13 protein-coding genes and 1 tRNA gene are annotated in these 14,950 nt (G+C 61.1%); 4 read left to right on the top strand and 10 right to left on the bottom strand.

From position 1 onward, the window contains the following. Positions 1-35 precede the first annotated feature (35 nt). The 5 genes from VGM51_15810 to VGM51_15790 all read right to left on the bottom strand — a co-directional run bounded on the left by VGM51_15810 (position 36) and on the right by VGM51_15790 (position 6,536). Complete coding sequence (locus VGM51_15810) at positions 36-1,100, bottom strand: SIS domain-containing protein (GenBank protein HEY3414504.1); 1,065 nt, start codon at positions 1,098-1,100, stop codon at positions 36-38. Positions 1,101-1,105: 5 nt separating this feature from the next. Further along, a complete protein-coding gene (locus VGM51_15805) occupies positions 1,106-1,939 on the bottom strand; it encodes a sugar phosphate isomerase/epimerase family protein (GenBank protein HEY3414503.1) in 834 nt (277 codons plus the stop codon). A gap of 248 nt (positions 1,940-2,187) precedes the next feature. Beyond that, positions 2,188-3,147: a transketolase C-terminal domain-containing protein gene (locus VGM51_15800; protein HEY3414502.1), complete on the bottom strand. Its 960-nt coding sequence runs from the start codon at positions 3,145-3,147 to the stop codon at positions 2,188-2,190. A 6-nt stretch (positions 3,148-3,153) separates the two neighbouring features. Further along, positions 3,154-4,020, bottom strand: coding sequence for a transketolase (locus tag VGM51_15795; GenBank protein ID HEY3414501.1), 867 nt, complete (start codon positions 4,018-4,020; stop codon positions 3,154-3,156). Between the two features lie 107 nt (positions 4,021-4,127). Beyond that, positions 4,128-6,536 (bottom strand): endonuclease MutS2, encoded by a 2,409-nt coding sequence (locus VGM51_15790; GenBank protein ID HEY3414500.1) that lies wholly within the window; start codon positions 6,534-6,536, stop codon positions 4,128-4,130. 577 nt (positions 6,537-7,113) lie between these two features. Here VGM51_15790 and VGM51_15785 point away from each other — a divergent pair. Further along, positions 7,114-7,563, top strand: coding sequence for a hypothetical protein (locus VGM51_15785; protein HEY3414499.1), 450 nt, complete (start codon positions 7,114-7,116; stop codon positions 7,561-7,563). A 51-nt stretch (positions 7,564-7,614) separates the two neighbouring features. Continuing rightward, positions 7,615-8,580, top strand: coding sequence for a nucleotidyltransferase domain-containing protein (locus VGM51_15780; GenBank protein ID HEY3414498.1), 966 nt, complete (start codon positions 7,615-7,617; stop codon positions 8,578-8,580). Between the two features lie 92 nt (positions 8,581-8,672). On the opposite strand, the gene VGM51_15775 is transcribed toward VGM51_15780, so the two are convergent. Beyond that, positions 8,673-9,701, bottom strand: coding sequence for a hypothetical protein (locus tag VGM51_15775; GenBank protein ID HEY3414497.1), 1,029 nt, complete (start codon positions 9,699-9,701; stop codon positions 8,673-8,675). A 168-nt stretch (positions 9,702-9,869) separates the two neighbouring features. Beyond that, the gene (locus VGM51_15770) at positions 9,870-10,904 is read right to left on the bottom strand and encodes a hypothetical protein (GenBank protein ID HEY3414496.1); all 1,035 of its coding nucleotides are present in this window, start codon (positions 10,902-10,904) and stop codon (positions 9,870-9,872) included. A gap of 358 nt (positions 10,905-11,262) precedes the next feature. Between VGM51_15770 and VGM51_15765 the strand changes: the two genes are divergently transcribed. Continuing rightward, on the top strand, positions 11,263-11,484 hold the full coding sequence (locus VGM51_15765; GenBank protein ID HEY3414495.1) for a hypothetical protein: 222 nt from the start codon (positions 11,263-11,265) through the stop codon (positions 11,482-11,484). Between the two features lie 87 nt (positions 11,485-11,571). Here the strand turns inward: VGM51_15765 and VGM51_15760 are convergent, their stop codons facing one another. Beyond that, a complete protein-coding gene (locus tag VGM51_15760) occupies positions 11,572-12,483 on the bottom strand; it encodes a pirin family protein (protein HEY3414494.1) in 912 nt (303 codons plus the stop codon). Positions 12,484-12,717: 234 nt separating this feature from the next. Between VGM51_15760 and VGM51_15755 the strand changes: the two genes are divergently transcribed. Continuing rightward, on the top strand, positions 12,718-13,812 hold the full coding sequence (locus VGM51_15755; GenBank protein HEY3414493.1) for a hypothetical protein: 1,095 nt from the start codon (positions 12,718-12,720) through the stop codon (positions 13,810-13,812). A 79-nt stretch (positions 13,813-13,891) separates the two neighbouring features. Here the strand turns inward: VGM51_15755 and VGM51_15750 are convergent. Together VGM51_15750 and VGM51_15745 are read right to left on the bottom strand one after the other, a co-directional pair. Further along, positions 13,892-13,966, bottom strand: a tRNA-Val gene (locus VGM51_15750). A gap of 153 nt (positions 13,967-14,119) precedes the next feature. Continuing rightward, positions 14,120-14,881, bottom strand: coding sequence for a GNAT family N-acetyltransferase (locus tag VGM51_15745; GenBank protein HEY3414492.1), 762 nt, complete (start codon positions 14,879-14,881; stop codon positions 14,120-14,122). Positions 14,882-14,950: the final 69 nt, after the last annotated feature.

The following is a 14,950-nucleotide window of genomic DNA, read 5'->3' as shown; positions in this document are numbered from 1 at the left end:
CCTGATGCAAATGCTCAAACATTGCGATGCATTGTTCAGACTGTTTGTGTGATCTTTTTCAGGCCCCGCGGCGTATCCGGGTCGAAACCCTTATGGCGCGCCAGGTGGAACGCGAACAATTGCGCCGCAACGATATACACAAGCGGTGATACACGCTCGGGAACCTGGACCGGGATTCGGATGGAGCGCTCACTGGCCCTGAGGGACGCGTCGTCGTGGGCGAACATCAGTCGTTCCGCGCCGCGGGCGCCCAGTCTTTCGGTCAGTTCCAGGTTCTGCGCGTGGGCCTTTCCCTCGGGGTTGAACAGCAGGCACGGGAAGCCGCGGTCTACCACGGCGATAGGGCCGTGCTGGAAGTCGGCCCCGCTATAGGCGTGAGCGACCACGTAGCACGTTTCCGACAGCTTGAGGCCGGCTTCAACGGCGGTGCATTGGTTGAGGCCGCGGGCGATGACCATGCAATCGTCCATAAACCGATAACGCTCTGAAGCGCGCTCGATATCGGGATCGATCGCGAGGGTGGCCTGGATCTGGCCCGGAACGCCGTGGAGTTCGGCCTCCAGTCCACGGTCGTGCGAGAGCAATGCGATGGTCAACGCCACGGCCGCTAGGCTGGAAGTGTATGTCTTGGTGGCGGCCACGCTTTTCTCGGCGCCGGCGTGAAGAAGCAGAACCTCGTCGCTGGCGTTCGCCAGCAGGGAATCGGGATTGTTGGTGATGCCAAGGGTGAGAGCGCCCTGGGTCTTGGCCATCTCCACGCACTCCACGATATCCGGCCCCATCCCGCTCTGGGACAGTCCGATCACGAGGCTGTCCTTAAGCTGCATCCTGGCGCCGTAAAGCGTCCAGACGGATGGCGCCGCGAGGGCCACGGGGATGCCGAGTTCCGTTTCGCACAGATACTTGGCGTATATGGCGGCGTTGTCCGACGTGCCACGGGCGGCAATCAGGAGAAACTTGACGTGCCGTTCGCGAACGTGCCTTGCGATGGACTCCGCGGCCTGTCGGTTTTCCTCCAGGCCGCGTGCGATCACCGCCGGCTGTTCCGCGATCTCCGCCAGCATCAGGTTGGCAGAAGGTTCGGTAGATCCCGAGTCCATTGGATTCACCCGTTCGCCAAGGACTTGGCGAACGCCACGCTGCGGGGCAGCGCCGTTTCGGGGTCCTCGACGCCTTCGTATTCAATTGTCAGAAATCCGGTATAACCGGCATCGCGGAGCGTTTGAACGACCGTGGGGAGGTCCACATCGCCCTCGCCGATGGACGTGCCGATGACCCGGCTGCCTTCGAGGCCCTCGTAGACGTGTTCCTTCTCCTCGGGCCTTGCCCAACGGAAGTCCTTGAAGTGGACGGAGCCGGCCAGCGGGGCGACGATCTTCATGGCGTCCACCGGGTTCTGGTTGACGCACATGAAGTTGCCGGTGTCCGGGTTGGCCTTCAGTGCCGGCGAGTTGACGGCGTCAAGGATGGCTTTGACCTGCTCGCCCTTGCCGGCGAGGGTCCCATGGTTCTCGAGGCACAATACAACGCCCTTCGACTCGGCGTAGGCGGCGCCTTCCTTGAGGCCCTCGATGATCCAGCCCAGCGCCTTCTCAAAACCCACTTCGTCGTGATGACCGGCAAACACCCGCACGCGGTTGGTGTTAAGGGTAACGGCCATATCGACGCCGTCTTTGATCACCTGAACCTGCGCGGAGCGCTCCGCCGCGTCTTCCGCGGTGAGGTCGTTCCCGATGGCGTACGCGCTGACCGGCATGTTCATCCCGGCTAGCTTTTCCTTGACCTTCGGCAGCTCGGACGCCTTGTCCTTCCAGAAATAGTCCAGCAATTCCACGCCGTCGACGCCCAGCCATTTGGCGGTGTCAACGAACGACAGCACATCCATTTTGCCCTGCTGGAAATGCGACACGTAACTCCACATCGAAACTCCGACTTTCATCCGTTCACTCCTTGTCACGGCAGTGGGCTTCTGCGCCCGACACAATTGCCTTGGAGGCCCACCGGGAACCCCCGCGCGCCCAAACGCACTCTGTCATAGTTTGGGCGCGTGACGGCGCACGGATTCAAGACCGTTATATAACAATGTGGGCGGGTGGAAGATTAAGTATTCTGGTGTCAAGGGTCCAGGATTCAGGATTCAGTTTTGCGAATACCGAATCCTGAATCCTGAATCCTGAATACTGAATCCTATCGGGAGAGAACGCTCTTGGCGGCGGTCACCACGTTTTCCGGAGTGAAGCCGTACTTCTTGAGCACGTCTTCCGGCAGCCCGCTTTCAGCAAAGGTGTTGTCCACGGCCACGAACGCCATGGGGGCAGGGGAGGTCTTCGCGGCAGCCATCGCCACGCGGCTCCCAAGGCCGCCGTCGAGCAGATGCTCTTCAATGACGACGATGCCCTTGGTCTCTTTCGCAGCCTTCGCCACCGCTTCTTCGTCCAGCGGTTTGACGGTCGCCATATCCAGCACGCGCGCCTCGATGCCCTGGTCCGCCAGCAGTTTCGCGGCGTCCAGCGCCAGCGCGACAGTCAGACCGCACGCAATCAGCGTGATGTCCTTACCCTCGCGAATCGTGTTGGCCTTGCCGAGCGTGAACGAATTGCCGTTCGCGTAGATGACGGGCGTCTTGCTTCGGCCGGTTCGAATGAACACCGGGCCGTCCAGCGCGGAGGCAGCTTGCACGGCGGCCTTCGTCTGCTCAGCGTCACACGGCACGATGACCGTGAAACCCGGCAGCGCACATGCGAGTGCGATATCCTCGATGCCCATCTGGCTGGGGCCGTCCGGCCCGATGCTGATGCCGCTGTGCGAGCCGCACAGTTTGACATTCAGCTTGGGGTACGCCACCGAGACGCGAATCTGATCGTATGCGTTTGCCAGCAGGAAGACCGAGAACGACGTTGCCCACGCTTCCTTGCCGCACGTCGCGAGGCCGGCGGCTACTCCGACCATGTTGCTTTCCGCGATGCCCACTTCGATGAAGCGGTCCGGGTAGGCCGTCTGAAACTTGCTGGCCATCGTGGAATTGGCGAGGTCCGCATCCACTACAACGATCTCCGGTTTCCTGCCGCCGAGTTCAACCAACGCCTCGCCAAACGCATCCCGCGTAGCCGGACCCAGCTTGAGTCCCGCGATATCTCCAATTGCCATCTCTGCCTATCCTTTCGCGTATTTCGCGGCCTCGGCGGTCCAGCCAAGTTCCAACAGTGCGCGGTGCGTTTCCTCAACCGTCAGGGCTTTGCCATGGTAATGGAAGTTGCCCTCCACGAACGACACACCGGCGCCCTTCTTCGTGTTGCAGATGAGGCAATAGGGGCCTTCGTGGTAAGACTTGGCTTCCTCGAGGGCGTCCATCACTTCGGCCATGTCCTGGCCGTTGATCTCGCGCACGTGCCAGCCGAACGCGGTGGCTTTTTCCGCCAGCGGGTCCATTGGCATCACGTCTTTGGTACTACCGGTCTGCTGGAAGCCGTTGCGGTCGATGATCCAGACGATGTTGGGCAGGTAGAACTTGGCGGCGCTGGCCGCGGCCTCCCAAATCTGCCCCTCCTCGATCTCGCCGTCACCGGTCATCACGTAGACCTTATAGTCTTTGTTGTCCATGTGCCCGGCCATGGCCATGCCGACGCCGATGCTGAGGCCCTGGCCGAGCGATCCGGTGGACGCCTCGGCGCCCGGGACGCGAAGATAGTTGGGGTGGCCTTCCAGTGGGGCATCGATTTCGCGCAGGTGGTCCATCCACTCCAGAGGAAAATAGCCGGTATTGGCGAGCGCCGCGTAAAGCACCGGGCAGGCATGGCCCTTGGAGAGGACGAAGCGGTCGCGGTCCGGCCATTTGGGTTCGGCGGGATTGTGACGGAGAATCCCGCCAAAATACAGCCCCGCAACCACTTCGGCCGCGGACATGCTGGAACTCGGGTGGCCGCTGCCAGCCTTGGTGGTCATCTCGATGATGTCCTTGCGCAGCAAGCGCGCCGTCTCTTTCAGCGCGGGGATATCGGCCCGCGCCTGCGTTTCCGTCATAGTGCTAACTCCTTTTTGACCACGGAGGGCACAGAGTTCACGGAGTAACACAGAGGACCAATTCCGATCTTCCTCTGTGCACCTCCGTGGCCTCCGTGGTGAATTCGCTATGCTAATTCTGCGATCGTGACGCCGTGGCCGCCTTCGCCGTCCTGCCCGAGGCGGAATCCCTTAACGTCGCGCTGTTCCTTCAAATACCGGTGCACCAGGTCGCGCAGAGCGCCGGTGCCCTTGCCATGTACAATCCGTATAGTATGTAACCCGGCAACCCGTGCGTCGTCCAGATAACGCTCCAAAGATTGCAGGGCCTCGTCCACGCGTTCGCCGCGCAAGTGGATCTCAGTTGAAACGTTCACCGCCGTCTCGAGGCCGATGTTACCTAACTGGGGTTTTGGCTTCGGCTTCTCGACCATCTCCTCCTCGACCTTTTGAAGGGTGGAGTAGGGGACCACCATCCGAAGCGTGCCCGCCTGAACGGTCGCTTGGTCCTTCTGGATATCCACAAGCTGCCCCGTGGCGCCGATGCCGGGGATCCACACGGAATCGCCTTCAATCGGCGACTCGTCTGACGAAATCCGGTGCGTCGGCTTCCTTTTCTGTTTCGGCCGCTTGGCGCGCACCCTCTCATCGAGTTCCTGCAGCGTCTTGCGGGCTTCCTCGGTGGCTTTCCCGTCCAGTTGTGCATCGCGCAGCGCTTTCAGGATCACGTTCGTTTGTTCGCGGGCTTCGCGGAGCAGCTCGGTCGCTTCGTCGTACGCCGCCTCCGTGGCCGCGCGGCGCTTGTCCTTGGCCTCGGAGAGTTCCTTCTCGGCATCACGACGTTGCGCTTCCAAACGCGCGGCTTCTTTCTCCGCCTCTACAGCGGCCCACCGCGCCTTGCGTTCCGCCTCCTCCAGTCGGCCGATCGCGTCTTCCAGCGCCAGGCGGTCGGTTCCCAGGTTAGCGCGCGCCGTGTCGATGACGGCCGGCGGGATCCCGAGCCGTCCGGCGATGACAAGCGCGTTGCTGGCGCCGGGAACACCGATGCGCAGGCGGTACGTTGGCTTGAGCGTCTCGACGTTGAACTCCACCGAAGCGTTGTGGAAACCGGCGTTGTTCCAGGCGAATTCCTTGAGCTCCGCATAGTGCGTGGTGGCGATGGTCAGCGCGCCGCGCTCTGCCAGGCTCAAAAGGATAGCCTTCGCCAACGCCGCGCCCTCGGCCGGATCGGTGCCGGCGCCGAGTTCGTCCAGCACGACCAGGCTGTCCTTGCCAGCGCCCTTGAGAACCGCCACGATGTTGCGGATGTGCCCGCTGAACGTTGACAGGCTCTGCTGAAGGCTCTGTTCGTCCCCGATATCCGCGTAGACGTTCCGAAAGATGCCGATGGATGCCTTGCGGGCCGGGACCGGCATGCCGCTCTGTGCCATCAGCACGAATAACGCGGCCGTCTTCAGCGTGACCGTTTTGCCGCCGGTGTTCGGGCCGGTGATGATCATCGTGTTGAAGTCTTTACCCAGCCACAGGTCGATCGGGACCACGGCATCTTCCATCGCGGGCACATCGGAGTTGCGCGGCGCGTTGCGCTGGGCCTCGAGCGCCTGCCACACCAGCAGCGGGTGGCGGGCTTCCATAAGGTCCAGGCTGGCGGCCGGCAAGAGGGTGGGGGACTCCGCGTGCAGGGTGTTTGCCATGCGCGCCTTGGCGATCACGAGGTCCAGATGGGCGAGCGCGGTCACCGTCGCGCGGATCGTCCGCTGTTCCTTCGCGATGATTTCCGAGAACGCGCGCAGGATGCGGTCCACTTCATCGCGTTCGCGCGATTCCAGTTCGCGGAGCTCGTTTCCGGCCTCCACGACCGCCTGCGGCTCCATGAAAAGCGTTTGCCCGGACGCGGACGAATCGTGGATCAAGCCGCCGAACGCGTTCTTGCTTTCCGGCTTCACCGGCAGGCAGTAGCGGCCGTTGCGCACGGTGATTACGGGATCGGTCAGCATGTCTCGAACGCGCGAGGAAGAGACCAGTTGCTGCAGAACGTCCTGGATGTGCCGGACCTGCCGGCGCATCGAATTGCGGATGCGGGCCAGGTTTTCGGAGGCGCCGTCCGCGACGAGCCCATCAGGTGTGATGCTGCGCTCGATCTTGGAGACCAGGGCGCTGTAATCGCCCATTTGCGAGCCCAGATCGGCCATCAGCGGCGCTTGGTCCGCCTTGTTCATCAGGATTCCGCGCAAGCGCTTGGCCGCGCTGAGCGTGGCGGCGACGGTCAGGAGGTCTTTGGGATCAAGGGCTCCGCTCACGGCGGCGCGCTCGATAAACGTGCGGATATCGTGAACTCCGCCCATAGGCAGCCCGCTGGGGAGGTCGAGCAGGGCACGGCACTCGGCGGTTTCGGCCAGCGCCTTGGTGACGTCCCGGCGTTCGGTGAACGGCTTCATCGCCAGGGCGAGTTCGCGCCCCAGAGAGGACGCGGCGTGCCCGGCGAGGACGTTCAGCAGCGCTGGATATTCAAGTACGCGGAGCGTTCGTGCGTCCATACCATTCCAGTATAGACCGAGGGTGGTTTGGTGGTAGATGGGAGGTCTTCTCGACTAAGCATGCGATTATAATGTTTGGGTGCCGTATGACTGTTTAGCCGGTAGTTTGCCGTGCTCAGGCACCGTCCTGACCCGCGCCACCTACAGGCACTCTGGCCAGGGGGATACTACGTTGCACAGGGAAATAAATACCCGCCACAGAACACCTCGTTGGATAAGGCGCATCATCACCGCTGCTATGCTGGTGATCCTGATGGTGGTGGCGCTATGGACGTCCTTGTATTACGTGGACAGAATGTGCTACGAGATACCCCACGATGGCGATCGCGCGGATGTGAAGAGTGTCCTCAAGCTCTTCAGGGAAACGAAGGTGAGTCGGGATGATATTCCCGTCGGATGGCGACAAGGCATAGATGGCCTTCCTGGCTACGAAGTGTATAGGTACGACTTCCTTTCTTGCCCGTTGTTCGCTATCCATATCGTATATGACGGGCACGGACAGGTTAAGCAGATCATACCAACCTACGAGTAAGGCTCATAGAGGTTTCGCCGGTAGAAATCCAGGGTGGATGCATCAATGCGTAAACGTCGGAAGCCGCGAATTGGAGCTTGGATGGGGATCCCGGTTGTCCTGGCCTTCGCTCTGTTGATGCCACTCTGGTTTCACCACCTGCCAAGTGCCTCGGATGCTCCCGGAGCGGCAAGCCGCGGTGAGGCGTTGATCAGGGCGGTTGAGCAGTACCGCCAGGACCACGGCAGTCTCCCCGCCACGCTCGACGAACTGAGACCGCGCTACCTGGATTTCGTTCCGTACCCCGGCACGTATTCTGACCGGCCATACGTGCTCAGACGGCCGGACGTGGAGTCGGACCGGATGTGGACCGCGGACTGTCCGTACGCCATCACCGTAGACTTGGCGCCTGCGGGCACTCTGGTGTACCGGCGCAGCCACGACTACAGCGACCTGAGCGCCAAACCGCCAGGCGGGCGGCCGATCGGTAAGTGGTACCTTTCCAATATCGACTGATGACGAATTCGACGTTGTACCGCATATCCACTTGGCCCTTCGATTTGGGTAATGATAATAACCCTTATCGTTACCTCAAGCGTGCCGATAGTGTTCTGGCAGGATTTTGCGACTTGCCTGGGACTCTGCTCCAATGGACAGCACTCGGCCTATCATTACGGTGAACAGACCTGCTTCAGCGCGCGCCGTACCTGTCAGGCGTGGCGCCATGTCGAAAGGCTCACCCATATGCACGAGCACCATCAACACATTATCGCGCGTCTGGTGGATCGATTCGCCGGAGACCCGCTGTATCCCGCGGTCATCATCGGCGGATCTGTCGCCAAGGGCCGGGCGCGGCCGGACTCCGACGTCGACATCATGCTCATCACCACGGACGAGGAATGGGCGCGGCGTCAGGCGTCCGGCGATCTCTGGTATGCTTCACTTGAAACCATCGGTGACACGCAGGTTTTCGTTGACGGCAAGATCTACGGCCTGGCGTTTCTCCAGGAAGTGGCCGCGCACGGCAGCGAACCGGCGCGCGCGGCATTCGACTCCGCCTTCCCGGCGTACTGCCGGATACCCCAACTCGAGGCCCTGATCGGCCGTATTCTGACGTACCCGGAGTCTGATCGGGACTCCAAGATGCGGTCGTTCTACAGCCAGGTGGCGCTTCTGGGCAGGTTCTTCGTCGGCGAGGCGGCCAAACGTGACGATCGGTACCTCATGTCACACGCGGTCTCCGATCTCGTGCTGTTCGGCTGCCGGCTTGTGCTGGCGTACAACCGCATCCTGTACCCTTACCACAAATGGCTGATGTGGGAGGTGGAGCGCGCGCCCGAAAAGCCGGAAGGTTTCATGCAACTGATTCAGGATGTGCTTGCCCGTCCTGGCGTGGATACCGCCGAGGCTTTCTGCCGTGGACTGGACGAATGGCACGAATGGGGTGTGAGCCTCGATCAGGCGGTCGGCAGCTTCATCGTCGATAGCGAGTGGAACTGGCGCTTCGGGGTCGCGCCGGTGTACGACCGCTGACCGCGCACCGTGCTCACGACAGCAGGGCCGAGCGTGCCCATCAAGCAAGCTCGGCCCTGCTGCTTTCAGACGGGGGGTGATCTCCCACCCTCTTATTTCACGGCGCTCATATCGAATACGAACAATCGCGGGGTGTAACCTTCCGAGATGACCATCTTGGCGACCACCTGGTCTTTCGCAACCTTCACCGGGAAGCGCACTTTTAGTTCCTTGCCAAAGGCAATATTCGCCTCGAGGTCTACATCGCGCGATGCCGCGAGCAGTCGCTGGCTGTTACCGATGTCCGCGCCATCCTGATCGGTGTATTTCAGCGTGATGCCGTCGTAGCGCAGGTGGTGCTCTTGCGGATCCGCGTTCTTGACGGTCGCGTTCACGACAAAATTGCGGGCGCCATTATCGAGGTCCTGATTGGGGAGCACGGTAGAGGAATAGGCGGCGCTGTCCAGCGTTACATCGTATACTCCAACCTGATATGTCTTGCCCATCTGCGCGGGCACTTCGCTCAAGGCGGTTGTGCCGTCCTTGTCGGCCGGATCCACCGCCGGCCCTTTCAGCGGTTTTACCTTGCCGCGGAGGTCGTAGCGGAGGACCAGATTGTCGCCGGACTTGATAATAAGTTTTGGCGCCGTCGCTTTCGCGGGCACGGGGATATACGTGTACGCGTTCACCTTCTGCCCCGGCTTCAACTGCATGTCAAGATTCTGCTGGGTGGACTCCGCACCCACCATCCCTCGACCCTCCATGTTGGTATCGGTTGAATCCACCGCTGTGAAGGCAAACGTATCGTACCGCACGCGTCGTTCCTCCCTCTGGGGGTTGTGGAGGGTGTAGTGAAGAACCAGGAATTTCTCGTTGCCGGCGGGGACTTTGACTTCGTCGCCGAATCGAAGACGGTCTGTCGAGTACTCCACGCTGTTGAGGGTAATGTTCATTGGCCAGCTCTTGCCCAGCGTGTACATCTGGCCGAGTTCGGCTTTGTCTCCGGAAAGCTGCTTCGTGCCGAGTACCACCCTCTTGGTGGGTTTGGCGGCGGGTTTTCTGGGTTTGGGCGCCGCGTAAGCACATGTTCCGACTGAAATCGCGATGAGGAGCATCGCGAACGGGACGTTACGACGTGACATCACTCTTTCTCCTTGCGAATGGGGCGCTCTACAGGCACGGGACTCCGGCGAGGTATTCGTCTATCCCGCGATGACGCGCCCGAATAGAATATGAGACCGAGGCAAACCGGCAGCCGGCCGACCAACTGAAACAGGACGATCCCTGGCCGGCCACTCTCCGGCTAACAATCACTTGACGGCGCTGGTGTCAAAGACGTAGGTTCGCGAATCGCCGCCCGACGACATGGCGACTTTGGCAACCTGCTGGTCACCGCCTACTTTCACGGGAAAACGAACCTTCACATCCTTGCCAAGCGCAAGCCGTGTGTTGAAATCCGCATCGCGGGAAGCGGCCAGCATTCTCTGCGGGAACGAGATACGCCCCCCATCCTGATCGGTGCATTTGATCGGGATGGTGTCAAACCGTAGCAGCTGCTCTCGCGGCTGCGCGTTCTTCGCCGTGACCGTGATAATGAAATTGCGCTCCCCCGCCCTGAGCTGCTGGTTCTTAAGCGCCGTGGTGGAATACTCTACGCCATCGACGGTGACGTCGAAGACGCCCATCTGGTATGTCTTGCCGATCTCCGCAGGCACTTCGGAGAGTGCCGTGGCGCCGTCGTTCGCGGCGGGATCCAATGCCGGCCCGGTGAGTGGCTTGACCTTCCCCTTCAGATCATATCGAAGGACCAAGTTGTCCCTCGATTTCACGATGAGTTTCGGGACGGTGCCTTTGGCGGGAACGCGGATAAACGTGTATGCGTCGATCTTCTGTCCGGGCTTCAGGCGGACACCGAGATCCATTTGCGTCGATTCTACACCGACCCCCTGGCGCGCCTCATGGTTGGTATCGGTATCATCCACGGCGGTGAAGGCGAACGAATCGAAGCGGACGAGCTGCTCGCTGCTCTGCGGGTTGTGATAGGTGAATCGAATGAGCAGGAGTTTTTCGGCTGCAGTCGGATAATGGATCTGCTCGCCGATGCGAACGCGGTCGGTTGTATACTCCGCGCTATTCAGTTTGAAGTTCATCGGCCACCCTTTACCGAGGGTATACTCCTGGCCGGGTACCGCCTGGTCGCCGGAGAGCTGCTTTGTGCCCAGCACGACTCTCTTTGCGGGCGGTTTGGGCTTGGGGGCCGGTTTGGGTTTCGGCGCGGCAAGCGCGACGGTGGCGGCAAGCATTGCGATGGGGGCGAATGAGATTCGGTTCAGACGGAAATACATCAACTCTTCCTCCTTGCATCTACGGCGGGTGACCGTTACGACGACGGCGTGTCGAGATGTGCCCGATCGTCCGGGAATCGCTTGCCGGCCACGAGACCTTCAGGTTACCGACCGAAATGGCGTACCGGCGTCATTTCGGTGCCCTTTCCAGTGCGCCGGCAGGTAAAGGGCTCCGGCGCGGTAATCGCTGCCACAATGACATGCGGGCCAGTCAAGAACGAGGGGTCCGCGCTAAGATTATGGGTAAGTTAGGCATGAGGGTTCAGGGTGCGGCGCTGCAGGATCGAAAAATGCCCTGAGCGTATGCTCGGTGTCACACCATAAGGACCATGGACACGCCGTTGACCAGGAGGTCTATATGAACGAGAAACAGGAAACGCCGCAGGAAACACCACCGGAAACACCGGCTAATGTGCCTATGAATCGCGCGGAACGCCGTCACATGGCGAAGAACGCGAACTCGACGGACAAGCTGAATGACTTCCGTGCCCAGCAGGCGCAGCATGCCTCGCCGATGAACGGCGCGGGGCGCGGCACGATGCAGAAACGCGGAGCCGTCCACCGAAAGACCGGGAGTTAGAACGCGGAGGCTCATCCCGGAGGCGGACATCTGTAAAAACCTCCGGGTTGAGCCGGTGCGACCGAAGTCGCGCGCGGTCGGTCCGCGCTATGCGGGCGCGTCTGGGTTCAGGAAAGTGCCTGCCTGAATCTGTTCAAACGCGTGCTGCAGTTGTTCCTGCGTGTTCATCACGACCGGCCCGTACCAGGCAACGGGCTCCTTAAGAGGCTGCCCCGAAACCAGCAGGAAACGGATACCCTCCTCCCCCGCCTGAACCACCACTTCGTCTCCGCTGTCGAATAGGATAAGAGAACGGTTATCCGCTTCAGTCGGCAGATTCGTGTCATACCACCCTATGGATTCGGTGGGCACCGCGAGCGGTTGGGACGCGTTACAGAATTTACCGGATCCGGCCACGACGTATGCGAACGCATGCCTCGTCGTCTCCACCGGGAAGCTTTTGCGTTTTCCGGACGTTACGGAAACGTCGAGGTAGATCGGGTCGGCCGCTATCCCGTTCACCGGACCCCTGGTTCCCCAGATTGAGCCACATATCACGCGCACGTGTGCTCCGTCTTCGACGGCCTCCGGGATCTCCGGCGCCTTCACGTCCTGGTAATGTGGCGCTGTCATCTTGAGTGATGCCGGGAGGTTGGCCCATAACTGGAAGCCGTGCATCCGGCCGGCAGCGTCGCCCTTGGGCATTTCCTGGTGAACGATCCCCCGCCCCGCCGTCATCCATTGGACGTCGCCGGCGCCGATGGAACCGTGGTTTCCCATGCTGTCGCCGTGTTCCACATGGCCTGCAAGCACGTAGGTGATCGTCTCAATCCCGCGGTGAGGATGCCACGGGAAGCCCGCAAGGTAGTCGTCCGGGATGTCGCTGCGAAAATCGTCAAGCAACAGGAATGGGTCGGTATCGGAAGTATCGCCAAATCCGAAAGCGCGGCGCAGGTGAACGCCTGCCCCTTCGATGGTGGGTTTGGCCCTGCTGAGGCGTTTGATCGGTCGGATAGACATGCCGTATCTCCCTTCGGGGCCGGTGGCCCGGCAATTTCGGAAGCCGTCGGTCCTGTTCCAATCTTAGCGACACCGCTGACGAGCGGCCCAACCGCTCCGGCCTTGGGCACGCATGCACGCCTGTTTGCCTGCCGTATCCGAGGAACACGGCCAACCTGGCCAGTGTTACTGGAGGGTGGGTGCGGAAACCCGCGGGTGATTCGGATCGTCCGAATCATGTGGGCAACCTCGGATATGAATAGAGTAATCGTACCAAATGGCGTGTTGATACTGGCGTTACTGCTGCCGATTTCAGGCATCGGCTGTAGTAATACCGTTTCGTCGTCGGTTTCCCCCGGCGCTTATCCGTACGGCAGCGCTGCGTTCCATCGTTTCGTTCAGGATTCCTATGAAGCCACCGGAAAAGGTGACCCGAAAGGATTTCACCAGTGGATGGACGGCGTCGCCCCCATCAGCGGCAAAGCCGTTGACAAGACTCACTCCACCTCCTGGACCGACAAACTGGAGGCCCAGCGGAAACAGCGAAGCCGCCTGCGGTCGGTACGTTTGCGGGCGGATGCCGAACGCAGGGAGACGGCGGAGCTTCACCGCTGGGAAAAGAAAGCCATCCCCCGCTTCAGCCTGGACCACGGGTTCGAATTTCCCGCCGTCGTAAGCCTGGGCGAACGGCAATGCCTGCTCCAATCGGTGCTGCTGGCTTCCATGCTGCAGAAATCCGGGATTGACGCCGGCGCTGTGATGGTCTTCCGGAACGGCGCGGGCGGGGAAAGCAATATCGGCCACGTGGTGACCATCGTGAAGCTGTCCGACGGGCGTGACGTTCTGGCGGATGCCTCCCATGGGGAGCCGTTTGTACGCCACAACGGCCTTTTCGTTTCGGTCAAAGGCGTGGGCTACAGGTTCGTGGCGCCGGTATTCGTTCCGGGCTCCTCCGAGATTAGAGCTTACCGCCTGGCGGATTCGGGGCGAATGCTGTCGGTCAAACAGGTGACGGGCCTTGATACCGGCTTCCTACGCTCGCAGTTCGCTTACTACCGGGGCGAACGCACGCCGGGCGGCATCCTGTATCGCCGCACGACGGCTTCGGGACTTCAGAGCCAATCCAAGTGGTTCCGGCAGAGCCTGGCACAGTGCCCGTCGAATCCGATTTCGGCGTACATGCTGGGGCGCGTGTGCCTGCAAACCGGCCGCATCGCGGAAGCCGATACCCTGCTGGACCGCGCGTACAACCTCTATCGCACCGCCGGATGGGTGCCCCCGGACGTGAGCCAGATCCGGCAGCACGCGCACTCGGTAGCCGTTTCCAGGACGATGCGGGGCGCCGGGTAACCGCCGGGGCTCGCCGCACAAAGGTGCGACGTGCAAAAGGCCGCGCAGCTCCCCGGGAGCAGCACGGCCTCTCTTCATCTGGTGGGCGGTACAGGATTTGAACCTGTGACCTCTTCCGTGTCAAGGAAGCGCGCTCCCACTGCGCCAACCGCCCCCGTTCTCAAGCTTGAACCGACCGCCGCCCCGCCGCCCCCCGTTTTGACACGGCGAAACCGGCGCCGGGATTTGGTCGCTCAACGGCATTATAGGGGTCAACCCCTGCTCAGGTCGAGCGATGGTTCAAAAATCTGCAGGGGCGCAGAAGGACTCACTTGGCATGTGGGGCCCGATACGCCGGGAAGAAATCTGAAGTGGCGTTCCCATCGCACAGCTCAGCATATGCCACCGAGTCGCAAACGATCTCGTGGGTGTAATAGGTTGTTGTGCGATTTGAGAAGCCGCGCTTGAACATTTCCAAGCTATCGCCGGCGTATACCCCAGCGCCGAGATGGAGAGGTAGGCTCAAATCCGAAGACAAGCTCGCCATCCCCTTGATAGTATTCTTGCCAGGTGATGTCCGTACATACGCATCCAGCGTACCCGCCAGATAATAGTGCAGATAGTCATCGCTTTGAACCGCGATTGAGGCCGATGCGATCGATCCGCCCGGAGCGTATGTTAACACGAGCCAAGCTAGCGGTGACGACAGCACTGTGCGGAAGTATTCTGACGAGAAGAAGTACCGCTGCGACGCCGAGTCCCGGATCATAGTTTCGTGGTAGGCGTGCTCAAAGCCCGCCAACTGCGTGTGTGAAACGTCCTTGCCCGGTACCGTAACAGTGTAGAATCCCTGCCGAACGTTGCGGTTGATGTTTCGGCGATGATCCTCGCGGAATCGGTTTGGTATAGCTGGGTCGATGACACAGACCTCCGCCCGATCTGTCCCACCGGGGATAGTGGGCGTGGCGCCCACTCTATCTCGAACGAATATGGAGACCAGTGGAAGGCTGCTCCAGTTGATCGTTGCATGGGTCATTCCATCATCGATAACGCGGAAACCCGGGTAGCCGTACGGTGATACAGCATCCATCTTCGAGGTTCCTGGAACAGACCGGACAACCAGAGGAGCGGCAGCAACTTCGCGGCCATCGCAATACAG

This window comes from Armatimonadota bacterium (assembly GCA_036504095.1).
Taxonomy (GTDB): Bacteria; Armatimonadota; DTGP01; order JAKQQT01; family JAKQQT01; genus DASXUL01.
This window is presented reverse-complemented; position numbering and strand designations above follow the sequence as displayed.

Bases quoted from the DNA above. Each gene is read 5' to 3' on its own strand.
- VGM51_15755 (HEY3414493.1), top strand. From the start codon at position 12,718: ATGAATAGAGTAATCGTACCAAATGGCGTGTTGATACTGGCGTTACTG.
- VGM51_15785 (HEY3414499.1), top strand. From the start codon at position 7,114: ATGCGTAAACGTCGGAAGCCGCGAATTGGAGCTTGGATGGGGATCCCG.
- VGM51_15765 (HEY3414495.1), top strand. From the start codon at position 11,263: ATGAACGAGAAACAGGAAACGCCGCAGGAAACACCACCGGAAACACCG.
- VGM51_15775 (HEY3414497.1), bottom strand. From the start codon at position 9,701: ATGTCACGTCGTAACGTCCCGTTCGCGATGCTCCTCATCGCGATTTCA.
- VGM51_15790 (HEY3414500.1), bottom strand. From the start codon at position 6,536: ATGGACGCACGAACGCTCCGCGTACTTGAATATCCAGCGCTGCTGAAC.
- VGM51_15745 (HEY3414492.1), bottom strand. From the start codon at position 14,881: ATGGATGCTGTATCACCGTACGGCTACCCGGGTTTCCGCGTTATCGAT.
- VGM51_15780 (HEY3414498.1), top strand. From the start codon at position 7,615: ATGATAATAACCCTTATCGTTACCTCAAGCGTGCCGATAGTGTTCTGG.
- VGM51_15810 (HEY3414504.1), bottom strand. From the start codon at position 1,100: ATGGACTCGGGATCTACCGAACCTTCTGCCAACCTGATGCTGGCGGAG.
- VGM51_15805 (HEY3414503.1), bottom strand. From the start codon at position 1,939: ATGAAAGTCGGAGTTTCGATGTGGAGTTACGTGTCGCATTTCCAGCAG.
- VGM51_15800 (HEY3414502.1), bottom strand. From the start codon at position 3,147: ATGGCAATTGGAGATATCGCGGGACTCAAGCTGGGTCCGGCTACGCGG.
- VGM51_15760 (HEY3414494.1), bottom strand. From the start codon at position 12,483: ATGTCTATCCGACCGATCAAACGCCTCAGCAGGGCCAAACCCACCATC.
- VGM51_15795 (HEY3414501.1), bottom strand. From the start codon at position 4,020: ATGACGGAAACGCAGGCGCGGGCCGATATCCCCGCGCTGAAAGAGACG.
- VGM51_15770 (HEY3414496.1), bottom strand. From the start codon at position 10,904: ATGTATTTCCGTCTGAACCGAATCTCATTCGCCCCCATCGCAATGCTT.